The sequence below is a fragment of the Streptosporangium sp. NPDC003464 genome (assembly GCF_053588315.1).
In genome coordinates this window covers 1-17,870 of sequence record NZ_JBSFPS010000003.1, presented here as the reverse complement: position 1 = coordinate 17,870, position 17,870 = coordinate 1, and the positions used below count along the sequence as shown (strand labels likewise).

The window sequence follows — 17,870 nt, the reverse complement described above, 5'->3', positions numbered from 1 at the left end:
ATGAACCGGTCCTTGCGTCGGTCCAGCTGCCGGGCGACACCCTGCCCCACCGGCGGGGAAGCATCCTCGGCTCGGCGGTGGAAGGGGGCGCCTCGGTCATGGCCTCACCATGCCGGGCGCCACCGACGATGCTTCGTGCTGCGGCGACTATGCCCGAGGCCCGTAGGTCAGGCGGCGCAGGACGGTCTCGGCGGGACCGGCCTGATGACGCTTGTCGAGCAGGTGGGCGATCAGGACGGTCGCGAGCCAGACGGCCACCGCGATGACCAGGCCGGTCACCGTGGGGCTGCCGAAACGGTCGCCGAGGTCGAGTGTGAAGGGCGCCAGGAGAACGAGCCAGGCCACCGACTGGAACAGGTATCCCGACAGGGAACGCCGGCCCAGGGCCGAGAGCGCGCCGACAACGGGGCCGGGCCGGGTGATCCGCATGACGACCAGGCCGAAGACGGCCACGTACCCCGGGCCGGCGAACATGCCGCTGCCGCCGTGGAGCAGCAGCATCAGACTGGCGGCCGACTCGTCGACGTGCAGCCATCCAGCGCTGACCAGGGCGGTCGGGAGACCTCCGGCGACGGCGACGCCGAGTCCGAGGACAGCGGTCCAGGAGAGCAGGGTCTTGTGGCGGGCGGGCTCTTCGAGGACGCGGTGGCGGGCGGCCCACATGCCCAGCCAGGCGATGAGGATGAAGGGCAGGACGGTCAGCGTGTGCATCGGCCATTCGGCGAGGCGGTCCAGCATGGAGGCGAAGTATCCGGCTGCGGCGAGGGAGTCGACGTGGCCCGTCGGCAGCGGGGCCGACCCGCCCTGACCTCCGAGGGTACGGCTCAGCACGATGACGCCGAGGATCAGGATCTCGACCGCGTACAGCGTCCAGAGCACCAGCACGGTCCGGTGGAACTTGTCGCCGCGACGTAGCAGCAGCAGGGTCATCACGATCCCGACGATCCCGTACGCGCCGAGGAAGTCGCCGTAGTACAGCAACGCGGCGTGTACGGACCCGAAGGCGACGAGCCAGAGGTTGCGGCGCATCAGCACCGAGCGGACCTGCTCCGGCGTGGCCCCGGAGGCATCCTGGCGGCGGGCGAGCTGGACGAGACCGTAGCCGAACATCACGGCGAAGACCGGGTACCCGCGGGCGTGGACGAGTTCGAAGAGCAGGAAGTTCACGCCGCGGTCGACGCCGTCCGGCGTGGCGTCGAGGCCGGGCTCGCCGGCGAAGACGACTCCGGCGACGTTGGCCAGCGCGATGATCAGCAACATCGCTCCCCGGGCCAGGTCCGGTGCGAGGGCGCGTTCGGCGCGCCGCACCGGACCTCTCGATGTCCGCGGTGCGGTGTGAATGCTCATGTTCGTACCTCTCCTGAGATGCAGGTGTTAGTTTCACAGAGAAAGTATTACGGATACACTAATGAGGACCCTGGCATGACAGGGTTGAATTCCTGAGGTGAACGAGGGAGCCATGACCAGCGAGCACTTCGTTCCGGCGGCGCTGCGCCGGCTGTGGAGGATGACGGAGCCCTCGCGTCTCGGGCGGCCCGCGGCCCTCGACGTCGACCTGATCGTCGCCACGGCGGTGGAGATCGCTGACTGCGACGGGCTCGGCGGCGTGACGATTCCCAAGGTCGCCAAGAGCCTCGGCTTCACGGGGATGTCGCTCTACAGGCACGTCGGATCCAAGGACGAGCTGCTCACGCTCATGACCGACCACGCCCTGGGCATGCCGCCGGACATGGGCACCGGCGACTGGCGCGAAGGGCTGCGCAGGTGGGCCTCCGCGCAGCGCGCGGTGTTCCAGCAGCGGCCGTGGCTGACGCGTGTGCCCATCTCCGGACCGCCTTCCGGACCGAACGGGATCGCGTGGATGGAGGCCGCGCTGGCGGTCATGTCCCGCACCCGCCTCGACCGGGCGCACAAGGTCGGCGTCCTGTCGCTGATCGGCGGCTACGTGCTCCAGTCCGTGCGGCAGCACAGCGACCTCGCCGAGAGCAGAGCCGAAGATCAGGGGCAGGCCGACGCCGAGCGCGCCCAGGCCCGCGCGCTGGTGCGGCTCGTCGACCCCGAGCGCTTCCCCGAGACGGCCCGGCTGTTCTCCTCGACACTGTTCGAGACGCCGCCGTCGAACACTCCCGACGAGACGGTCGCCGACGCGGACTTCTCACTTGGGCTGGAGCTGATCCTCGACGGGGTCGCCGTACGGATGGAGCAGTCCTGAGCCGCGGTTCGGCGGGCCTTCTCGGGTCCGCGGGCGTCCACGGCACCGGCCGCCTTGTCGTCCCGTTCACGAGCGAGGCGACCTCCCGATCGACCGCTCACGTGCCGCCGGTGGCCGGATCCGGAGATCGGCCGCCAACTGGATCGCCGAGCACGACGCCCGGCTCAGCCGGCGGGCCGTCCTGCCCCGGAGGCGGCCGTGGACGCGGAGGCGGCGCGGACCCGCGGACGTCTGCGGGACCTGGGCTTGCCCGTGTGGTCCGTGTACTCCAGCCACCATTCCGCGATCAGCAGGTTGACGACCCAGCTGAGCCATACGCCGGCGGAACCGATCGCCTCGATCATCGCTTGCTGGTCGCCGCCGTAGGCGCTGTCGAGCCGCGGCAGCTGGACGGCGAGCAGCACCCCGGCCCACAGCCGGCTCGCCACGATGGACGTGGTCAGCGCAAAGCTGCGGATCATCCACCTGCGGTGCTCGGGGAACCGCCGCTGCCGAGCCATCCGCCACCCGGCGAGACCGGTGATCAGCCACACCACGCCCAGCATGGTGTTCCCGGTGTTTCCGCCGAACCCCGTGTGGCCGAACGGGGCGACTCCCAGAACGGTGATGCCGGCGGGGAACACGCCGAGGAAGAAGTACGCCCGCCCCGTCCAGCGGTGAGCCCTGGGGTAGGAGCGGCGGAACCACGGCCACACCTGGAAGCACCCCGTCAGCAGGGCCACCGTGCCGAAAATGATGTGCGCCACAAGTAGGGAGTAGAAAAATGGCGGCGAATCGGACAGCTCAACCCGTGATTGCGCCGGGTCGAAGGTGAGGTACGGCGGCACCGAGTACACCACGAACGCGAGCATCACGATGAACAGCGGAATGATCCAGCCGAGCTGGCGCCGACGCCGTGACTGCGCCGCCGGGTGCGAAGGCGGTGTCCCCGCCCCGTCCTCGCCGGGCGCCGAACCCGATCCCATCAACGTCATGGCCACAGAAGGTCTCCTCACCGAAGTCGCGGCGGGCGCGCAGCTCGCCCATCGCGGCCAGCCTCGCGGGTACGCGGATCCGAGGCCAGAGTCGAACCGACTGCAGTCGCCCGGGACACCCCCGGCGGAGACGGGGAAGGTGATGCACGGCCGGCACCGGGAACGAGAGACCATCGCCCGGCTGCTCGCCGACGCGCGAGGCGGACGCAGCGGGGCGCTGGTCCTGCGCGGCGAGGCGGGCATCGGCAAGAGTTCGCTGCTGCGCCATGCCGCCGAGAGCGCGGCTACCTCCGGGCCCATGCGGGTGCTCGCGTGCGCCGGCGTCGACTCCGAGGTCGAGCACGCGTTCAGCGGGCTGCTGGGACTGCTCCGGCCGGTGCTCGATCACCTTGACGCGCTGCCCGGCGTCCAGGCCGAGGCGCTGCGCGGGGCGCTCGGCCTCACCGACTCCGCGGCCCCGGACTTCCCGGTCTCGGACTTCCTGGTCTCCGCGGCGGTGCTCACGCTGCTCGCGGCGGTGGCGGCGGACCGCCCCCTGCTGGTCACCGTCGACGACGTGCAGTGGCTGGACCGCGCCTCGGCCGCCGCCCTGCTGTTCGCCGCTCGCCGGCTGGCCGACGAGCCCATCGCGATGCTGCTCGCCGTACGCGAACCCGAGCCGCTGCCGGTCAACACGGCCGGGCTGTCCGAACTGGTGTTGCGTGGGCTGCCGCCGGAGGATGCCGCGCGGCTGCTCGACGCGCACGGCTGGACGCTGCCCGCGCGCCAACGCGATGCCCTCTTCACGGCGACCGGCGGCAACCCGCTCGCCCTGATCGAGCTGGCCCGGCTCGACGGACCCGATCGTGCCATGCCCGACCTCGCCATGACCCGGACCCTGCCCGTGAGCGCCAGAGTCCGGGCGGCGTTCCTGCGCCAGGTCGAAGGCCTGTCGGCGGACGGTCGCGCGGTACTGCTGGTGGCGGCGGCCGAGGAGACCGGGGACGCCGGCACCGTGCTCGGGGCCGCCGCCCGGCTCGGCCTGCCGGCCGACGCGCTGGACCCGGCCGAGCGGTCGGGACTGGTGGAGCTCAACGGGGTCGAGATCCGCTTCCGGCACCCGCTGATCCGCTCCGCCGTTTACGCGGACGCGCCTTTCGAGCACCGCCGCGCCGCGCACCTGGCCATCGCAGCGCACCTGAGCGCGACCGGAAAGGACGGCCAGGCGATCTGGCACCGCGCCGTGGCCACGACCGCGCCGGACGAGAAGATCGCCGCCGAGTTGGAGCACAGCGCCGACGCCGCCCGGCGGCGCGGCGGCGCGGCGGCGGCGATCTCCGTCCTGCAGCATGCCGCGCGGCTCAGCGAGTCGCCCGCCGATCGCCGCCAGAGGACGGTGACCGCCGCCTTCGTGGCGCTGGACGCGGGCCGGCCCGGCCTGGCCAGGACGCTCGTCGACCAGGTCATGGCCGAGCCCGTGCCCGCCGTGACGCTGGCCCAGCTCAACGGGATCATCGAGCTGTACGGCGGAGACCCGGCGATCGCCTACTCACACCTGATGCGGTGCGCCGAGCTCATGTCGTCGGCCGAGCCCGAGGAGGCCGCCTGGACCCTCCTGCTCGCGGGCGGATCGGCGTTGCACGCCGGAGACATGGAGGCGGCGCTGCTGGCGACCCGGCGCATCACCGACCTGGACTGCTCACCGGCGACGCTCCGCGCCGCCGCGGGTCTCCTCGGCGGCTTCGAGGGCGTCATCACCGGGGCCGAGCTGTGGGAACTGCCAGGCATCCTGCCTCGGGGCCGAGGCGGGGGCGATGAGCGGCAGTGGATGTGGGCGACCGTGATCGGCTGGATGGGGCCCGACGACCACCAGGCCCTCCGGCTCGCCGAGGCCACCGGCCGCCGGGTCCGCGCCGAAGGCTCCGCCGCGCTGCTCACCGAGGTGCTGTTCTACCAGGCCGACATCGAGTTCCGGCTCGGGCACTGGACGGAGGGGACCGCGCATGCCGAGGAAGGTCTCCGCTTCAGCTACGAGACCGGCCAGCGGGGCTGGACGGCCAACTTCCTCGCCCAGTCGGCCCGGTTCGCCGCCGTGCGCGGCGAGGCCGCGGCCTGCCGCCGGTATGCCCGGCAGGCACTGGAGATCGCGTTCCCGCTGCGCGAGCGCATCGCCGCCGCGACGGCGACCGGCGCGCTGGGGCTGCTGGCACTGGGGGAGGGCGCGTCAGCGGAGGCGTTCGCGGAGCTGATGCGCCTGTTCGAGCGGGGTTCGCCTCACTCCAATGACTTCGTCGCGCTCGCGATGCTCCCGGACCTGGTCGAGGCCGCCGTACGCGCCGGGGATCCGGAGCCGGCCCGGCGGATCGTCCAGGCCGTGGAGCCTCGGACCGGCGCTGTCCGCGGGCCCATGGCCCAGAGCAGCAAGCACCGCTCCCACGCGATGCTCTCGGACGACGCCCACGCCGAATCGCACTACCGGAGCGCGCTGGCGAACTGCGGGCTCGATCAGCGCCCCTTCGACCGGGCCCGGACCGAGCTCCTGTACGGCGAGTGGCTGCACCGCAACCACCGCAGAGCCGAGGCCCAGCCAATGCTCAGGGCCGCGAGCGAGACCTTCGACACGCTCGGGGCGCAACCGTGGGCACGGCGTGCGCTCGCCCGGCTCCGTGCGGCCGGCGGCACCCCGCCCCGCCCGGACCGGCCGGTCGCCGCCCTGCTCAGCCCGCAGGAACTGGAAGTGTCCAGGCTCGCCGCCAAAGGGCTGAGCAACCGCGAAATCGGTGGCCGGATGCACCTCAGCCCGCGCACGGTGGGCTCGCACCTGTACCGGGCGTTCCCCAAGCTCGGGATCTCCACCCGCGCCGAACTCCGCGACCTCGACCTCGACTGACGGAGGCGTGACCGCCCTGCCCCGGCATCAAGCCGCATGCCCTGCCGGCGTCAGGAGGCGCGACGCAGGGATGGACGGCGTGCCCAGGCGGCCCAGAGGACGCACGCCCGGCGGGACGGCGGCCGTCAGGCCGCCCTTGAAGACCTGGAGAAAATTCTCGTCCGCCGCGATGAGTTCCGACCTCGCCGCCGGTATGTACTGACGAGCTCGCCGGAACACCCGGGCGAGCCGATCACAAGGGAGAATCCGATGTCCGACAGTCATATGGAAGACGAGGCCGCCATCCAGGCCGTGCTGGTCGACTCCTACAGGGCGTGGGAGGCCGGCGACGCCGACGGCATGGTCGCCAACTACACCGCGGACGCGACCGCCATCATGACCGGCTCGCTCCGCGGCAGCCGTGACGTGATCCGCGAGAACATGGCCCTGGGCTTCGAGGGGCCGCTCAAGGGCAGCTCCACCTTCAACAAGCAGCTCAGCCTCCGCTTCGTCGGCAGGGACGCCGCGATCGTCATCAGCGAATCCGGCATCCTGTTCCCCGGCGAGACCGGGGTTCCGGACGACCGGCGCAAGGTGAACGCGACCTGGGTCTTCGAGAAGCGGGACGGCCGGTGGCTGATCGCCGCCTATCACAACAGCCCGGTGCTGGCGCCTGGGCAGTGAACCCTTCCCCTGCCTACGAGTGAGGTTCAGGGACGGGCACTAAGTTGTTCTTTATCCAAAATCAGACGTATGTCGTGGCCGGCTTGTTGATGGCCACGTGGTGATCTATCCGCCCATGGCGGATTGTCACTGTACGTCGCCAGGAAAGGGGGTTGTGGCGGCAGTGGAGACGGGGCGTGGCGTGACGACGGGGGAGGAAGGCTTCGATCGCTTGGTCGGACCGTTCCGGACGGAGCTGCTGGCGTACTGCTACCGGATGCTCGGCTCGGCTCACGACGCAGAGGACCTGGTCCAGGACACCTACCTGAGGGCGTGGCGGGCGCGGGAGCAGTACGACGACGCTCGCAGCTCACCGCGCACCTGGCTCTACCGGATCGCGACGAACGCCTGCCTGACCGCCCTGGAGGTCCGCGGTCGCCGACCGCTGCCGTCGGGGATGGTGGCCGCGTCGGATCCGCTCGGACCCCTCGTCCGGGGCGAGCACGCCGCCTGGCTCCAGCCCTTGCCGGACTCGTCGCTGGACGCGGGCGATCCGGCTGGGGCCGTGATCGACCGCAGCAGCCTGCGTCTGGCGTTCGCCGCCGCCCTGCAGCACCTGTCGGCGCGTCAGCGTGGTGCGCTGATCCTGCGTGACGTGCTCGGCTTCTCCGGGGCCGAGACGGCGGAAATCCTCGGCACCACCGTCGTGTCGGTGAACAGTTCCCTGCAGCGGGCGCGTGCTCGCATGAAGGAGGTCGAGGTCCGGCAGGAACGGGTCAGCGAGCCGTCCGCGGCCGAGCAGCGCGCCTGGCTCGAACGCTACATGAAGGCGTTCGAGCTCGCCGACGTCGAGGGCCTCAAGCGACTGCTCGCTGAGGACGTCATCATGGAGATGCCGCCGATGCTCAACTGGTTCTCCGGCCGCGGCAACTACGGCCTGTTCATGGAATGGGTCTTCGGGGCGGCCGGGAAGGACTGGCTCCTCAGGGAGGTCACGGCCAACGGCGGCCAGCCCGGATTCGCCGCCTATCAGCGCGTCGGCGACGGGTACGGCCTGCACACGCTCCAGATCTTCACCGTCACCGACGAGGGCATCACCCGGAACTCGGTGTTCCAGGACCCCGACGTCTACGCGACTTTCGGCCTGGCGGCCAGGCTCGACGGCCAGGGACTTGCCGCCGCCGAGACCTAGGCCCTGTTCCGGGTCCCGATCAGTTCCGGGTTCGGATCACGCGTTCGGGGACTCGCCCGCACAGTGCTCTCCGGTCCAGGCGCACGAGGCGTGGCGCGTGACCTCACCCCCTGAGTCAGGAGAAGCAATCCAGCCCGGTGAGTTCGCCGGAGAGGGCCCACAGCCGGGACGCGGAATCGGGATCGATCGCCCACGTCTTGACGCCGCCGACGAGCATGTCGTCGGTGGTCGCGGGTTCGGCGATGTCGCAGTCCTGGCAGTAGGCGCCGCCGTACTCGTCGAGCAGGGGCGAGGTGGCCGCCCATACGGCCGTCGCCGCACCCTGCGCCGGGGTTTTGAAGCCGTCGGCATGGCGGCCCTCCGGGGTGATCCAGCCCTGGGCGATCTGCTGCTCGCGGGGGATGCGCCGTTGCAGCGGGGTGAGGATGCTGCCCGGGTGCACCGCGAAGGCACGCACGCCGTCGGCCGCGCCGAGGGCGTCGAGATGGACGGCGAACAGGGCGTTGGCCGTCTTGGACTGCCCGTAGGCGAGCCAGTGGTCGTAGCCGTGGCGGAAGTGCGGGTCGTCCCAGCGGATGTCCGACAGGAAGTGCCCGGACGAAGCGACGGACACCACCCGCGCCCCGGTAGGGGCCAGGGCCGGGCGCAGGCGGTTGACCAGGGCGTAGTGCCCGAGGTGGTTGATGGCGAAGTGCGGTTCCCAACCCGGACCGATGAGCGTGTTCGGGTAGGCCATGACCCCCGCGTTGTCGATGACGATGTCGAGGGGCCGGCCGGTCTCCAGGAACCGGTCACTGAACATCCGGATGCTGTCGGGGTCTGCCAGGTCGAGTTCCCGCACCTCCGTCCGCGGAATGCCGCACAGCGCCTCCGTCGCCACGGCGGGACGGCGGGCGGGCACGGTGACGTGCGCCCCGGCGCGGGCCAGCGCGCTCGTGGCCTCCAGCCCAAGACCTGAGTAGCCGCCGGTGATCAGGACGTTCTTGCCGGACAGCTCGATGCCGGCCAGGACTTCGTCCGCCGTGCTGTGCGCGTTGAATCCCGAGCCGATCTTGTGTTGCGTGATTGCCATGGGCTCGACGTTAAAATCTAGAGTGCAATCTAGGTCAAGCTATGGCGGTACGGCATGAGCAGGGACGCGGACGGCCTTTCCATCGGAGACGTCGCGGAGGCGACCGGCCTGGGCGTGCACGCCTTGCGGTTCTTCGAGCGCGAGGAGCTCTTCATCCGTCCGATTCCGCGCACGGCCGGAGGGCGGCGCGTCTACGGACCGGCGGACGTGGAGTGGCTCCTGTTGTGCAACCGGCTGCGAGAATCCGGCATGCCCATCGCCACCCTGAAGGGGTTCGCTCGGCTCGTCCGATCCGGTCCGGGCAACGAGGCCGAGCGGCTCGCGCTCCTGGAGGAGCACGAAAGAACCGTCCGGGACAGGATCGCCGATCTGACGGCCAGCCTGGAGATCATCCATGGAAAGGTCGTCACCTATCGCAAGCACGTCGAGGAGGGAACCGCGGCCGGACTCTGGTCGCCGACACCCTCCGCGTAGCCGTGGCCAAGCCCCCCTCCCGCACCCGCTGTCCGCGCCGGCGGCCGCTGGGACCTGATGCCACCCTGGCCGCCGTCGTCACGACGGCGGCCAGGGGCTCCTGCCGGCAGTGACGGCCCAGGATGACCCGCACATGCGCGGGCAGACCTGATGACACCGGCTCAGGCCGGGGCGGGCAGATGGATCGAGGCGAGTTTGGCTGGGTCGATGACGATGTGGATGCCGGTGATCCGGCCTTCGGTGACTGTGAAGGCGATGACGGAGAGAGGGGTTCCGTCGGGGCGCCAGGACATGTGGCCGGGGATGCCGTTGACCAGCACGGGGCGGTGACGGGCGACCTCGCCGGAGAACATGCGGGCGCCGGCGGCGACCTCGGTGGCGCCGAGGGTGACGACCACGCCGCCGGGGGTGTCGACGGTCAGCTTCACGTTCGGGTCGAGGACCCGTAGGAGCGCTTCGAAGTCACCGCTGAGGGCGGCGGCGCGGAATGCCTGGACGACCTCTCGGTGCTCGCGGCCGGGGCCCGCCGGCCGGTCCGTGGCTTGGACCTTGCGGCGGGCGCGGCTGGCGATCATCTTGGTGGCGTCAGTGGATTTGCCCAGGATCTGGCCGATTTCGTGGAACGGGACCGCGAACATGTCGTGCAGGACGAACGCCAGGCGCTCGCTCGGGGTGAGCGAGTCGAGCACGACGAGCAGGGCGAGGCCCACCGAATCGGCCAGCGCCACCTGCTCGTCCGGCGCGGGGCCGTCGGCCGGCGTCACCACGAGGTCCGCGAACTCCTGCCCGTAGGCGGTTTCGGGATGGGCTCGGCGGGATCTCAGGAGGTCCAGGCTGATTCGGCCGACAACGGTGGTCAGCCAACCCGCCAGGTTGCCGATGGTCGCCTCGTCCTGGCGGACGAGGCGCATCCAGGCTTCCTGCACCACGTCCTCGGCGTCGGCGTGCGAGCCCAGCACGCGGTACGCGAGGGCGCGCAGCCGATCGCGCTGGGCTTCGAACGCCTCGGCCACGAGGCCGGACGGGTGGGTGGTCACGGCTTCCGCTGCTGACGGAGCGAGACCCGGTTGCCGTCCGGGTCCACCGCCTCGATGCGGACCCCGAACGGATAGTCCACGGGTTCGGGCTCCTCGAAGGTGACACCGCGCCGGCGCAGGATCCCGAAGTCCTTTCGCAAATCATCGGATTCGAGGATCAGCGGACCGGGCGCGGCATGCCGGCCCACGTCGCCCGGCTGTCCCGCGGCCGCCGCATGCGACCACAGGAGGATCTGCACCGGGCTGCCGGGGACGCCGACGGTGAGGAACCGTCCGTCGGGCCCCGAGAAGTCGATCCGCTTTTCCAGGCCGAGTCCCTCGGTGTAGAACTCCAGCGCGCGGTCCTGATCGGTGACGTAGATCGTCACGTACATGATGTCGGTCAGCATCCTGTTCTCGATTCACTCGTTGGTGCGACGGCCGTCCGTATTCGGTCGTCGTACCTATGACGAGCACCGACGGGAGAAGGTAACAGGTCCGGTCCGCCGGAGCGGTCACCAGGGCGCATGCCGGTGCGGCTCGGCCGCGCGCGTCCGGGCCCGGCACATGATTCAGCTGATCGAAACGGAACGTCCCCCGCCAGGGAGTCGGCCGCCGTGATCGTCTCGCCCCGCAGGTAGCCCTGGTCAACCTGGAGCAGCCGGGCCCGGGTCAGCGCGGGCACGTTCGGCTTCTCGATCGGCACCAGGCCGACGTTCATGGCCGGCGGACGTCAGCAGCCGCCGGCCAAGCGATCGACGAAGGTGTCAGTCGAGGGACAGCCCTGCGGCCGGAGTCACCCACGAAGTCGAGCGCGACGACCTCGGCGAAGGCGGCGACGCGGAAGAGGATGACCGTCCAGGCCGGCGCGCCCTCGGTGTGCCGTCGTGCCTCCGCGGGACCGCTCATCTCCTCCGCTCGATCCGGCGCGGCGCCGCGGCGATCAGCTGGGCCTTGTTGTCCACCTGCAGCTTGCGCCGGATGCGTTCGATGTGGGTGTCGACGGTCGACTTCTTGATGCCCATGCGCCGGGCGATCTGGTCGTAGGTGAAGCCCTGCGCGATGTAGGCGAGCGTCTCCTCCTCGCGCGGCGCCAGCCGTACGATCGGCTCGGGGTCCGGCGCCGGAGCGGCCGGCTGCGCGTGCAGGATGTCGGCGAGTCCCGCCGCCAGATAGAAGCCCCGGGCGGCGACGGTGCGCAGCGCGGTGGTCATGAGCTCGGCCGGGTCGCTCTTGGTCACGTACCCCCGGGCGCCCGCCCGGATGGCGTGCACCAGGTCGTCCGGCCTGGTGGAGGCGGACATCACCAGCACGTTGTACAGCGGCGACAGCTCGGCTATGGCGATCAGGCAAGGCGTCGTCGACGCCGAGGTAGAGGTCCAGGATGAGCACGTCCAGATCGGTCCGGCCGTCCAGGACGCCGAGATCGCGGCCGCTGAGCACCACCTCGAACCCGCCGGTGCTGCGCAGGAGGTGCTCCAGGCCGTGACGGATGAGATCGTGATCGTCGACGACCGCGGTCTTGGTCATGTCCCACTCCCGCATGAGCCAGCCTGACCCGCAAGATGATCTCATGCCAGGTCCCCTTTCAGGGGGACAGATCCACTACAGGGGCAGCTGCGCCTGGCCCGCGTGTGACCCTGCCGGCGACCCGGGGCGCCGGCGCGGTCCGGCGGCATGTCGGGCACGGCCCCGGATCTGGCTGTGGTGAGCGTCAACTTGTGGCAGGCCGACGGGGTGGTGCTGTTGTGCATGGCCTGGAGCGGGCGACGCCTCGCTCCGCCGGACAGGTCAGGGGTTGATGCGGCCGAGGCGGCGGGCCATCTGTTCGACGGTGTCGGTGGGGGGCCAGGGGAAGTCGGGGAGGTCGGCACGGAGGGTGACCTGGCCGTGGAGGGCCGTCCAGAGGGTCACGGCGTCGGCGAAGGGGTCGGTGCTGGACGAGCGGCCGGCGCGTACGCAGGCGCCGAGGTTGTCGACGAGGGTCTGGAAGGCGTCGAGTCCCTGGCGGCCGGGGACGTCGGCGGCGGGGGCTTCGGGCTTGGGGCGGGCCCAGCCGAAGAGGACGCGGTAGCGGGCGGGTTCGCGGACGCCGAAGTCGACGTAGGCGGCGCAGCCTGCGAGCAGCGCCTCGACCGGGTCGTCGTGCGCTGTGACGGCGGCGGTGACCGCCTGGTGGAGTTGCGTGATCGCCTCGACGACGACCGCTTCGACGATGGCGTCCCGGTCGGGGAAGTGCGCGTAGATCGAGGGGGCGGCGATGCCGACCTCGCGGGCCACGGAGCGCAGGGTGACGGCCTGGTCGGAGCCGGTGCGCACGATGAGGGCGGTCGCCGCCCGGATGATCTCCTCGCGTAGTAACAGGCCCTGCCCGCGCCGGTTCCGCGGCCGGGGCGAAGCGTCCTCGCCCTGGTCGGCGGGGAGCTCGGTAGCTGCGGGGGCCTTCTTCATGGCCGCAACTTTACAGGTGTTAGCCGATCGCTGTAGCGTCCCGGCCAACAAGCTAACACCAGTAAGCTTACGAATGTAATGACATCATGCGCATCGAGGACACACCCGACCCGGAGTCAGGTCACCCGCGCCGCAGGCCCGCACTGGCGGAGCTCTGCCTGGCACTGGCCGTCACCACCATCGACAACACCGTGCTCAACACGGCCCTGCCCGCACTCGCCGAGGCGCTCCCGGCCTCCACCGCCGACCTCCAGTGGATCAACAACGCCTACATCCTGGTGTTCGCCGCGACGCTGATCACCGCGGGCAGCCTCGGCACCCGGTTCGGGCACCGCCGCGCACTGGTCGGAGGCCTGACGGTGCTGGCCATGGCGTCGGCGTCGGCCGCGCTGTCCGGCTCGACCGGGCAACTCGTCGTGTTCCGCGCGGGGGTGGGCCTCGTCATGGCGCCGGCCAGTACGGCGACCGTGGCCGCCGTGCCGCGCGAGAAGTCACCGATGGCAAGCTCGGTGAACAGCGTGGTCCGCGAACTGGGCGGGGCCCTGGGCATCGCGGTGGTCGGCACCGTCGTCTCCGCCTCCTGCCGGTCGCGACTGGCCACCACCCTGCCGGGCGCACCCGCCCCGGCCGCCGAGGACCTGCCCTCCGCCCACCTGCTCGCCGCCGAGCTGCCCCCCGGTCCGGCCGGTCAACTGGTCGCCGCCGCGAACGAGACGTTCACCACCGCGATGAACCACGGGACGCAGCTCTGCGCCCTGGTCGCCTTGGTCGCCCTGCTCGGCACCGTGGCGGCCCTCGTCCGGTTGCGCCGGCGACCGGTCGCTGAGCGGCCGGCCGCGGAGCCCGAGAAGACGCCGGAGAAGGACAAGGTGTCGGTGTCATCCCACGGCGCATAGCTACCTCGCCGAGGCTGTCGGACCGCTGCACCGCGTTCCCGCCTCGGCGGGGAGCGCCGAGCTGCGGGTTCAGCCTCCGTGCACGGTGAGGGCGTAACCCTCGGGGCCGCGGAAGGTGAACATCCGGCCGAAGGGGCCGTCCTGGGGCGCGGTGAGGATGGGCACGCCGGCGGCGGCGAGCTGGTCGTGCAGGGCCTGGGCGTCGTCGGCGGCGAGCCACAGGGCGACGCCGATACCGGGCTGTCCGCTGTCGAGGTCGACCCCGGGCAGCGGCTCGCGGACGGCGAACGGGATCGGCTGGGTGGCGAAGACCACGGCGTGCGGGGGTGTGACCGGGGCCCGGACCAGGCCGAGGTGCTGCTCGAAGAAGGCGGCGGCGGCCTCGAGGTCGCGCACTTGCAGGGCAAGGAAGTCAGGGCCGGTGACGGTGGCGGTCATGGGTGCTCCTCGGAGGGGCTGAAATCGAATCTTCATGTCAGGACTTTGACATATCCGATGGTAGGTTCAGCCCGTCTTCTATGTCAAAATACTGACATGGAACAGGGAGGGAAACCCGCTCCGCCGCACGCGGCCGGGGACATCACCGAGCATGTGGGGTACCGGCTCAAGCGGGCCGCCGCGGCGCTGCGCGGCGCCATGGACAGGGCGCTGCGCGAGCACGGCCTGACCGTGCCGCAGTACTCCTGCCTGGAACTGCTGGACGAACGGCCGGGGATCTCAGGCGCCGAACTGGCCCGGAGCACCTTCGTCACGCGGCAGTCCTCCAGCGTCGTGCTACGCGGCCTGCAGGAGGGCGGGTTGGTCACCCGGCCCGCCGCCGCCGACCACGGCCGGGCTCTGCCGGTGCACCTCACCGAGGAGGGGAAGCGCCGCCTGGCCGCAGCGCGCGCGGTGGTCTACGCGGTCGAACAGCGCATGATCGGCGCGATCCCGGACCGCCGCCTGGACGCCCTACTGGCCGATCTCGACCGGATGGCCGACGCCCTCGACGGATGACCGGCCGACGGAGGTCCGGCCGCCCATCTGGCCGGTGACGCATTGGTCTTGCACCTACCCGAAGCCCGGGAGATGACGGTGCCTCAACCGGCGAAGTGAGGACGATGGTGGCCCTCATGCGCGCCGACGGGGGCGTCCTACTGACCATCGACCCCGCCGAGACGGTGCGTGTCTGGAATCCAATCGCCGGCGGTTGGTACGCGGAGGCATTTGTCGCTTCAACTTCCTCTGTCGTGACGGCCGGCGCCAGGGGGCGGTGGTCAGGACTGCTTGGCGTAGTTGTAGACGGTGCTCCGGGAGATCCCGAGCAGGTCTGCGATGGTCTCGGTGGAACTCCTGGAGGCGAAGTAGCCGTCACGGTGCAGCTGCCTGACAAGGTCTTTCTTGGCGGCACGGCTGAGTGCTCGTGGGGTGGCGGCTCGTTCGGCGGCGAACGTCTCGATGACGTCACGCAACTCCCGCGCTGTACGGTCTCGCAGGGTCTCCAATGCCTCGCCTCGGTGCTCGACCTCGGTTGCCACCAGGTTGGCCAGGCTGAGCATCATGGGGGAGAGGGTCGACACGTCGAGGTTCAGGCAGAGTGCCGCGACGTAGCGGTCCTCGGCATTCTTGATCCCGATCGACGTGCTCTTGACCGGACGGCCGTCGGGGAACTGGTTGGGGTAGTTCTGGATCACGCTGGGGTAGTTCGGGTCCGCGATCCGGCGGAGCCCCAGCTCGGTGGCGGAGTCACCCACCTTGCGTCCGGACAGGTTGTTCTCGATGACGCGGATCGCGTGCTCTGGCTGGCGCAGGTCATGGAGGACCACTTCACACAGGCCTGGGAACATGCGGCCGATCGCGATCGCGATCTTCTCGGCTTCGAGCAGAAGGTGCTCGTCGGGGTCGTCAGGGTTCACGCGCGGCTCTCCTCGTCTGGATTGCTGTCGACGTCGAAGACAGTAGCCATCTTCTCCGCGGACTTGAGTCCGGCGCCGGTGAGGATGACGACGGTGGTCTCGTCAGGGCCGATGGTGCCGTCGGCCAGGAAGTGATCGAGGGCCGCTGCAGCGACGCTGCTGGTCGGCTCGGCGTACAGGCCACGCGAGGCCAACTTGCGCACGGCTGTACGGATCTGGTCCTCGGTGACTGCCACGGCCGCACCACCTGAGCGACGGATCGCCTCGACGGCCTCCGGGAGCCGGACCGGGTTGGCGATGGAGGCTCCTTCCGCGATCGTCGGGACCCGCGGTCCTCGGCTCTGCGGATCGATCCCGTTCACCGTGTCAGCGATGGTGGCCCAGTGCTCCGGTTGGCCGACCAGAAGTCTGGGGCGTCGGTCGATCTGACGCGCTTCGAGCAGCTCGCTGAACGCGATGTCACAGCCGAGGATGTTGCTGCCCGCACCCGCTACGAGCACGATGTTGTCAGGCGCCCTGAACCCGAGCGACTCCCACATCTCGTAGGCGATCGTCTTGGTGCCCTGCAGAAAGAACGGGTGCCAATTGTGACTGGCATAGGGGATCTGCTCAGACTGACGGATCGCCTCGTCGGACACCTGGTCCCGAGTGCCTCCGACGAGTTCGATCTGGGCGCCATACGCGCGTGCCTGGAGGATCTTGGCGGCCGACGTCGCTGCGGGGACGATGATCTTGGCGTGAATCCCGGCAGCAGCCGCGTAGGCCGCGACCGAGGAGCCGCCGTTGCCGGAACTGTCCTCAAGGACGTGCGTCTCTCCCTGTCCGCGCAGGTGGGAGATCATCACCGTGATGCCACGATCCTTGAAACTGGAGGTGGGGTTGAACCACTCGAGCTTGAAGTGGACGCGCAGCCCGTTCCAGTCCAGCGGCAGCATGGGGGTGAAGCCCTCTCCGAGACTCACCCGGTGTCGAGGGGAGACCGGGATCACGGCCTGGTAGCGCCAAAGGGAGCGTTCGCCGGTGTCGATCTGGTCGGGCGTGAGCCCTGGCACCGGGCTGAGTGCGAGAGGCGTCCCGTCCTCACCGCGCCAGCGCCGGGCGGTGACCGCGTAACGCCGGCCGGACCTGTCGTAGAGGAACGGGGTATTGCTCACGGCGCTGCTGGTGTCGTTCATGGAGCTGTTGAAACCCTTCGACAGGTGGTTCCCCCGGCGAGGGGACCGTCAGATGAGTGGTCGAGGCACGTGGGATGGACAGACGGGTCAGCGCATCAGTCCGGTGGCCGCCGCGGGAACGTCGCCGGCTCGTGTCGTTCCGTGGGTCGTGGTGTCGGTCGCGCTGCGGCCGAGGACGGCGACGGCCACGGCATTGCCGCCTGCCGTCGGGGTCAGGTCCAGCCCGTTCCCCACGCCCATGGCGCGCGCCGCGAGAAATCCGTAGGCGTCGACGATCAGTCGGCTCATCGGATTCTTCATGCGGCGACTCCAGGCGGACGGTGTGACGCGCCAGCCGGTGCGAGTGGCAGGAACCGAACGACCGTCATGGAGCAGTGGGCTGCAGGCTTCGCCCCGCAGGGAACGCTCGGTGCGGCCGGCACGTGTGTGTTCCAGGCACCCCACAATGTTAGACAAATATTGCAACATTGCAAGAAAATTCTAAGTTGATATCCGTCAGCGCACGGGCTTGAGCAGCAACCGCTCGGCCGGTGGCGTCAGCGGGCCGTCGAGGGCGGAGTCACCGCCGTCCGGCGAGGCGATGTGGGTGGTGTCAGCGCCGGCGGTGGCCGGGGTCGTGTTGGGGGAGGGCTGCTGCGACGGCTTCTGAATCAACTCCTGGCATACGACCCACATCTCAGGCCTGGCCGGAACCTTCCGACGGCTCATCATGGCCCGAGTCTGAATCCCGAAACTCCGCCTGGCCGGACCGTCAAGATCTTCAGGGCACTCCTGCCGGGCGACGCCGGCCAAGCGGAACCTTCATCGGCCGCGCCAGGCCTCGCCGCAGTCTTCTCGTGGACCGGAACGTCCCCCGCCTTTGACCTCGATCGCATCCGTGACGGCATCGAGCAGCCAGGAGGCCCGCCCGAACTGGCCGATGACCGACTCAAGAATTAGGACGAGGATCATGGAATCAACCCACCAGAACCACGTCATCGAGGGCCCGTTCCGCAAGAGCAG

At 70.3% G+C, this 17,870-nt stretch carries 21 protein-coding genes; 8 read left to right on the top strand and 13 right to left on the bottom strand.

Annotation, left to right across the window (positions count from 1 at the left end; all coding sequences use genetic code 11):
* Positions 1–147: 147 nt before the first annotated feature.
* Entirely contained in the window at positions 148–1,347 is a 1,200-nt protein-coding gene (locus tag ACWDS7_RS01035) for a DUF418 domain-containing protein (protein ID WP_451927542.1), read from the bottom strand.
* A gap of 97 nt (positions 1,348–1,444) precedes the next feature.
* On the opposite strand from ACWDS7_RS01035, the gene ACWDS7_RS01030 reads away from it, so the two are divergent.
* Positions 1,445–2,212 (top strand): TetR/AcrR family transcriptional regulator, encoded by a 768-nt coding sequence (locus ACWDS7_RS01030; protein WP_451927541.1) that lies wholly within the window; start codon positions 1,445–1,447, stop codon positions 2,210–2,212.
* Between the two features lie 164 nt (positions 2,213–2,376).
* Here ACWDS7_RS01030 and ACWDS7_RS01025 read toward each other — a convergent pair whose 3' ends face one another.
* Entirely contained in the window at positions 2,377–3,186 is an 810-nt protein-coding gene (locus ACWDS7_RS01025) for a DUF2306 domain-containing protein (protein ID WP_451927614.1), read from the bottom strand.
* Positions 3,187–3,328: 142 nt separating this feature from the next.
* Here ACWDS7_RS01025 and ACWDS7_RS01020 point away from each other — a divergent pair, with 142 nt between their 5' ends.
* The 3 genes from ACWDS7_RS01020 (at position 3,329) to ACWDS7_RS01010 (ending at position 7,889) form a co-directional block, all read left to right on the top strand.
* Positions 3,329–6,055, top strand: coding sequence for an AAA family ATPase (locus tag ACWDS7_RS01020; RefSeq protein WP_451927540.1), 2,727 nt, complete (start codon positions 3,329–3,331; stop codon positions 6,053–6,055).
* 249 nt (positions 6,056–6,304) lie between these two features.
* Complete coding sequence (locus ACWDS7_RS01015) at positions 6,305–6,718, top strand: SgcJ/EcaC family oxidoreductase (RefSeq protein WP_451927539.1); 414 nt, start codon at positions 6,305–6,307, stop codon at positions 6,716–6,718.
* Between the two features lie 115 nt (positions 6,719–6,833).
* On the top strand, positions 6,834–7,889 hold the full coding sequence (locus ACWDS7_RS01010; RefSeq protein ID WP_451927538.1) for a sigma-70 family RNA polymerase sigma factor: 1,056 nt from the start codon (positions 6,834–6,836) through the stop codon (positions 7,887–7,889).
* 115 nt (positions 7,890–8,004) lie between these two features.
* Here the strand turns inward: ACWDS7_RS01010 and ACWDS7_RS01005 are convergent, their stop codons facing one another.
* On the bottom strand, positions 8,005–8,961 hold the full coding sequence (locus ACWDS7_RS01005; protein ID WP_451927537.1) for an SDR family NAD(P)-dependent oxidoreductase: 957 nt from the start codon (positions 8,959–8,961) through the stop codon (positions 8,005–8,007).
* A 54-nt stretch (positions 8,962–9,015) separates the two neighbouring features.
* On the opposite strand from ACWDS7_RS01005, the gene ACWDS7_RS01000 reads away from it, so the two are divergent.
* A complete protein-coding gene (locus ACWDS7_RS01000; protein ID WP_451927536.1) occupies positions 9,016–9,435 on the top strand; it encodes a MerR family transcriptional regulator in 420 nt (139 codons plus the stop codon).
* Positions 9,436–9,596: 161 nt separating this feature from the next.
* Here ACWDS7_RS01000 and ACWDS7_RS00995 read toward each other — a convergent pair whose 3' ends face one another.
* The 3 genes from ACWDS7_RS00995 to ACWDS7_RS00985 form a co-directional block, all read right to left on the bottom strand.
* On the bottom strand, positions 9,597–10,472 hold the full coding sequence (locus tag ACWDS7_RS00995) for a sigma-70 family RNA polymerase sigma factor (protein ID WP_451927535.1): 876 nt from the start codon (positions 10,470–10,472) through the stop codon (positions 9,597–9,599).
* A complete protein-coding gene (locus ACWDS7_RS00990; RefSeq protein WP_451927534.1) occupies positions 10,469–10,861 on the bottom strand; it encodes a VOC family protein in 393 nt (130 codons plus the stop codon). Before ACWDS7_RS00990 ends, ACWDS7_RS00995 begins: the two co-directional genes overlap by 4 nt.
* Before the next feature lie 495 nt (positions 10,862–11,356).
* Positions 11,357–11,755 carry a response regulator transcription factor gene (locus ACWDS7_RS00985; RefSeq protein ID WP_451927533.1) on the bottom strand — a complete coding sequence of 133 codons (399 nt, stop codon included), beginning with the start codon at positions 11,753–11,755 and terminating at the stop codon, positions 11,357–11,359.
* Here ACWDS7_RS00985 and ACWDS7_RS00980 point away from each other — a divergent pair.
* Positions 11,742–12,008: a hypothetical protein gene (locus tag ACWDS7_RS00980; RefSeq protein WP_451927532.1), complete on the top strand. Its 267-nt coding sequence runs from the start codon at positions 11,742–11,744 to the stop codon at positions 12,006–12,008. The two genes, ACWDS7_RS00985 and ACWDS7_RS00980, sit on opposite strands and share 14 nt — an antisense overlap.
* A gap of 234 nt (positions 12,009–12,242) precedes the next feature.
* Here the strand turns inward: ACWDS7_RS00980 and ACWDS7_RS00975 are convergent, their stop codons facing one another.
* The gene (locus ACWDS7_RS00975; protein ID WP_451927531.1) at positions 12,243–12,902 is read right to left on the bottom strand and encodes a TetR/AcrR family transcriptional regulator; all 660 of its coding nucleotides are present in this window, start codon (positions 12,900–12,902) and stop codon (positions 12,243–12,245) included.
* Positions 12,903–12,988: 86 nt separating this feature from the next.
* Here ACWDS7_RS00975 and ACWDS7_RS00970 point away from each other — a divergent pair, with 86 nt between their 5' ends.
* Positions 12,989–13,798 (top strand): MFS transporter, encoded by an 810-nt coding sequence (locus ACWDS7_RS00970; protein ID WP_451927530.1) that lies wholly within the window; start codon positions 12,989–12,991, stop codon positions 13,796–13,798.
* A 69-nt stretch (positions 13,799–13,867) separates the two neighbouring features.
* Here ACWDS7_RS00970 and ACWDS7_RS00965 read toward each other — a convergent pair whose 3' ends face one another.
* Positions 13,868–14,236, bottom strand: a complete 369-nt coding sequence (locus tag ACWDS7_RS00965; protein WP_451927529.1) for a VOC family protein — start codon at positions 14,234–14,236, stop codon at positions 13,868–13,870.
* A gap of 96 nt (positions 14,237–14,332) precedes the next feature.
* Here ACWDS7_RS00965 and ACWDS7_RS00960 point away from each other — a divergent pair, with 96 nt between their 5' ends.
* On the top strand, positions 14,333–14,794 hold the full coding sequence (locus tag ACWDS7_RS00960; RefSeq protein WP_451927528.1) for a MarR family winged helix-turn-helix transcriptional regulator: 462 nt from the start codon (positions 14,333–14,335) through the stop codon (positions 14,792–14,794).
* A gap of 260 nt (positions 14,795–15,054) precedes the next feature.
* Here ACWDS7_RS00960 and ACWDS7_RS00955 read toward each other — a convergent pair whose 3' ends face one another.
* The 5 genes from ACWDS7_RS00955 to ACWDS7_RS00935 form a co-directional block, all read right to left on the bottom strand.
* On the bottom strand, positions 15,055–15,693 hold the full coding sequence (locus tag ACWDS7_RS00955; RefSeq protein WP_451927527.1) for a helix-turn-helix transcriptional regulator: 639 nt from the start codon (positions 15,691–15,693) through the stop codon (positions 15,055–15,057).
* The gene (locus tag ACWDS7_RS00950) at positions 15,690–16,868 is read right to left on the bottom strand and encodes a threonine synthase (protein WP_451927526.1); all 1,179 of its coding nucleotides are present in this window, start codon (positions 16,866–16,868) and stop codon (positions 15,690–15,692) included. The genes ACWDS7_RS00955 and ACWDS7_RS00950 overlap by 4 nt, the downstream gene beginning before the upstream one ends.
* An 87-nt stretch (positions 16,869–16,955) precedes the next feature.
* Positions 16,956–17,156, bottom strand: coding sequence for a hypothetical protein (locus tag ACWDS7_RS00945; RefSeq protein WP_451927525.1), 201 nt, complete (start codon positions 17,154–17,156; stop codon positions 16,956–16,958).
* Positions 17,157–17,363: 207 nt separating this feature from the next.
* Positions 17,364–17,522 (bottom strand): hypothetical protein, encoded by a 159-nt coding sequence (locus ACWDS7_RS00940; protein ID WP_451927524.1) that lies wholly within the window; start codon positions 17,520–17,522, stop codon positions 17,364–17,366.
* A gap of 147 nt (positions 17,523–17,669) precedes the next feature.
* Positions 17,670–17,870: hypothetical protein (locus tag ACWDS7_RS00935; protein ID WP_451927523.1), on the bottom strand; the 201-nt coding region annotated here is incomplete at its 5' end.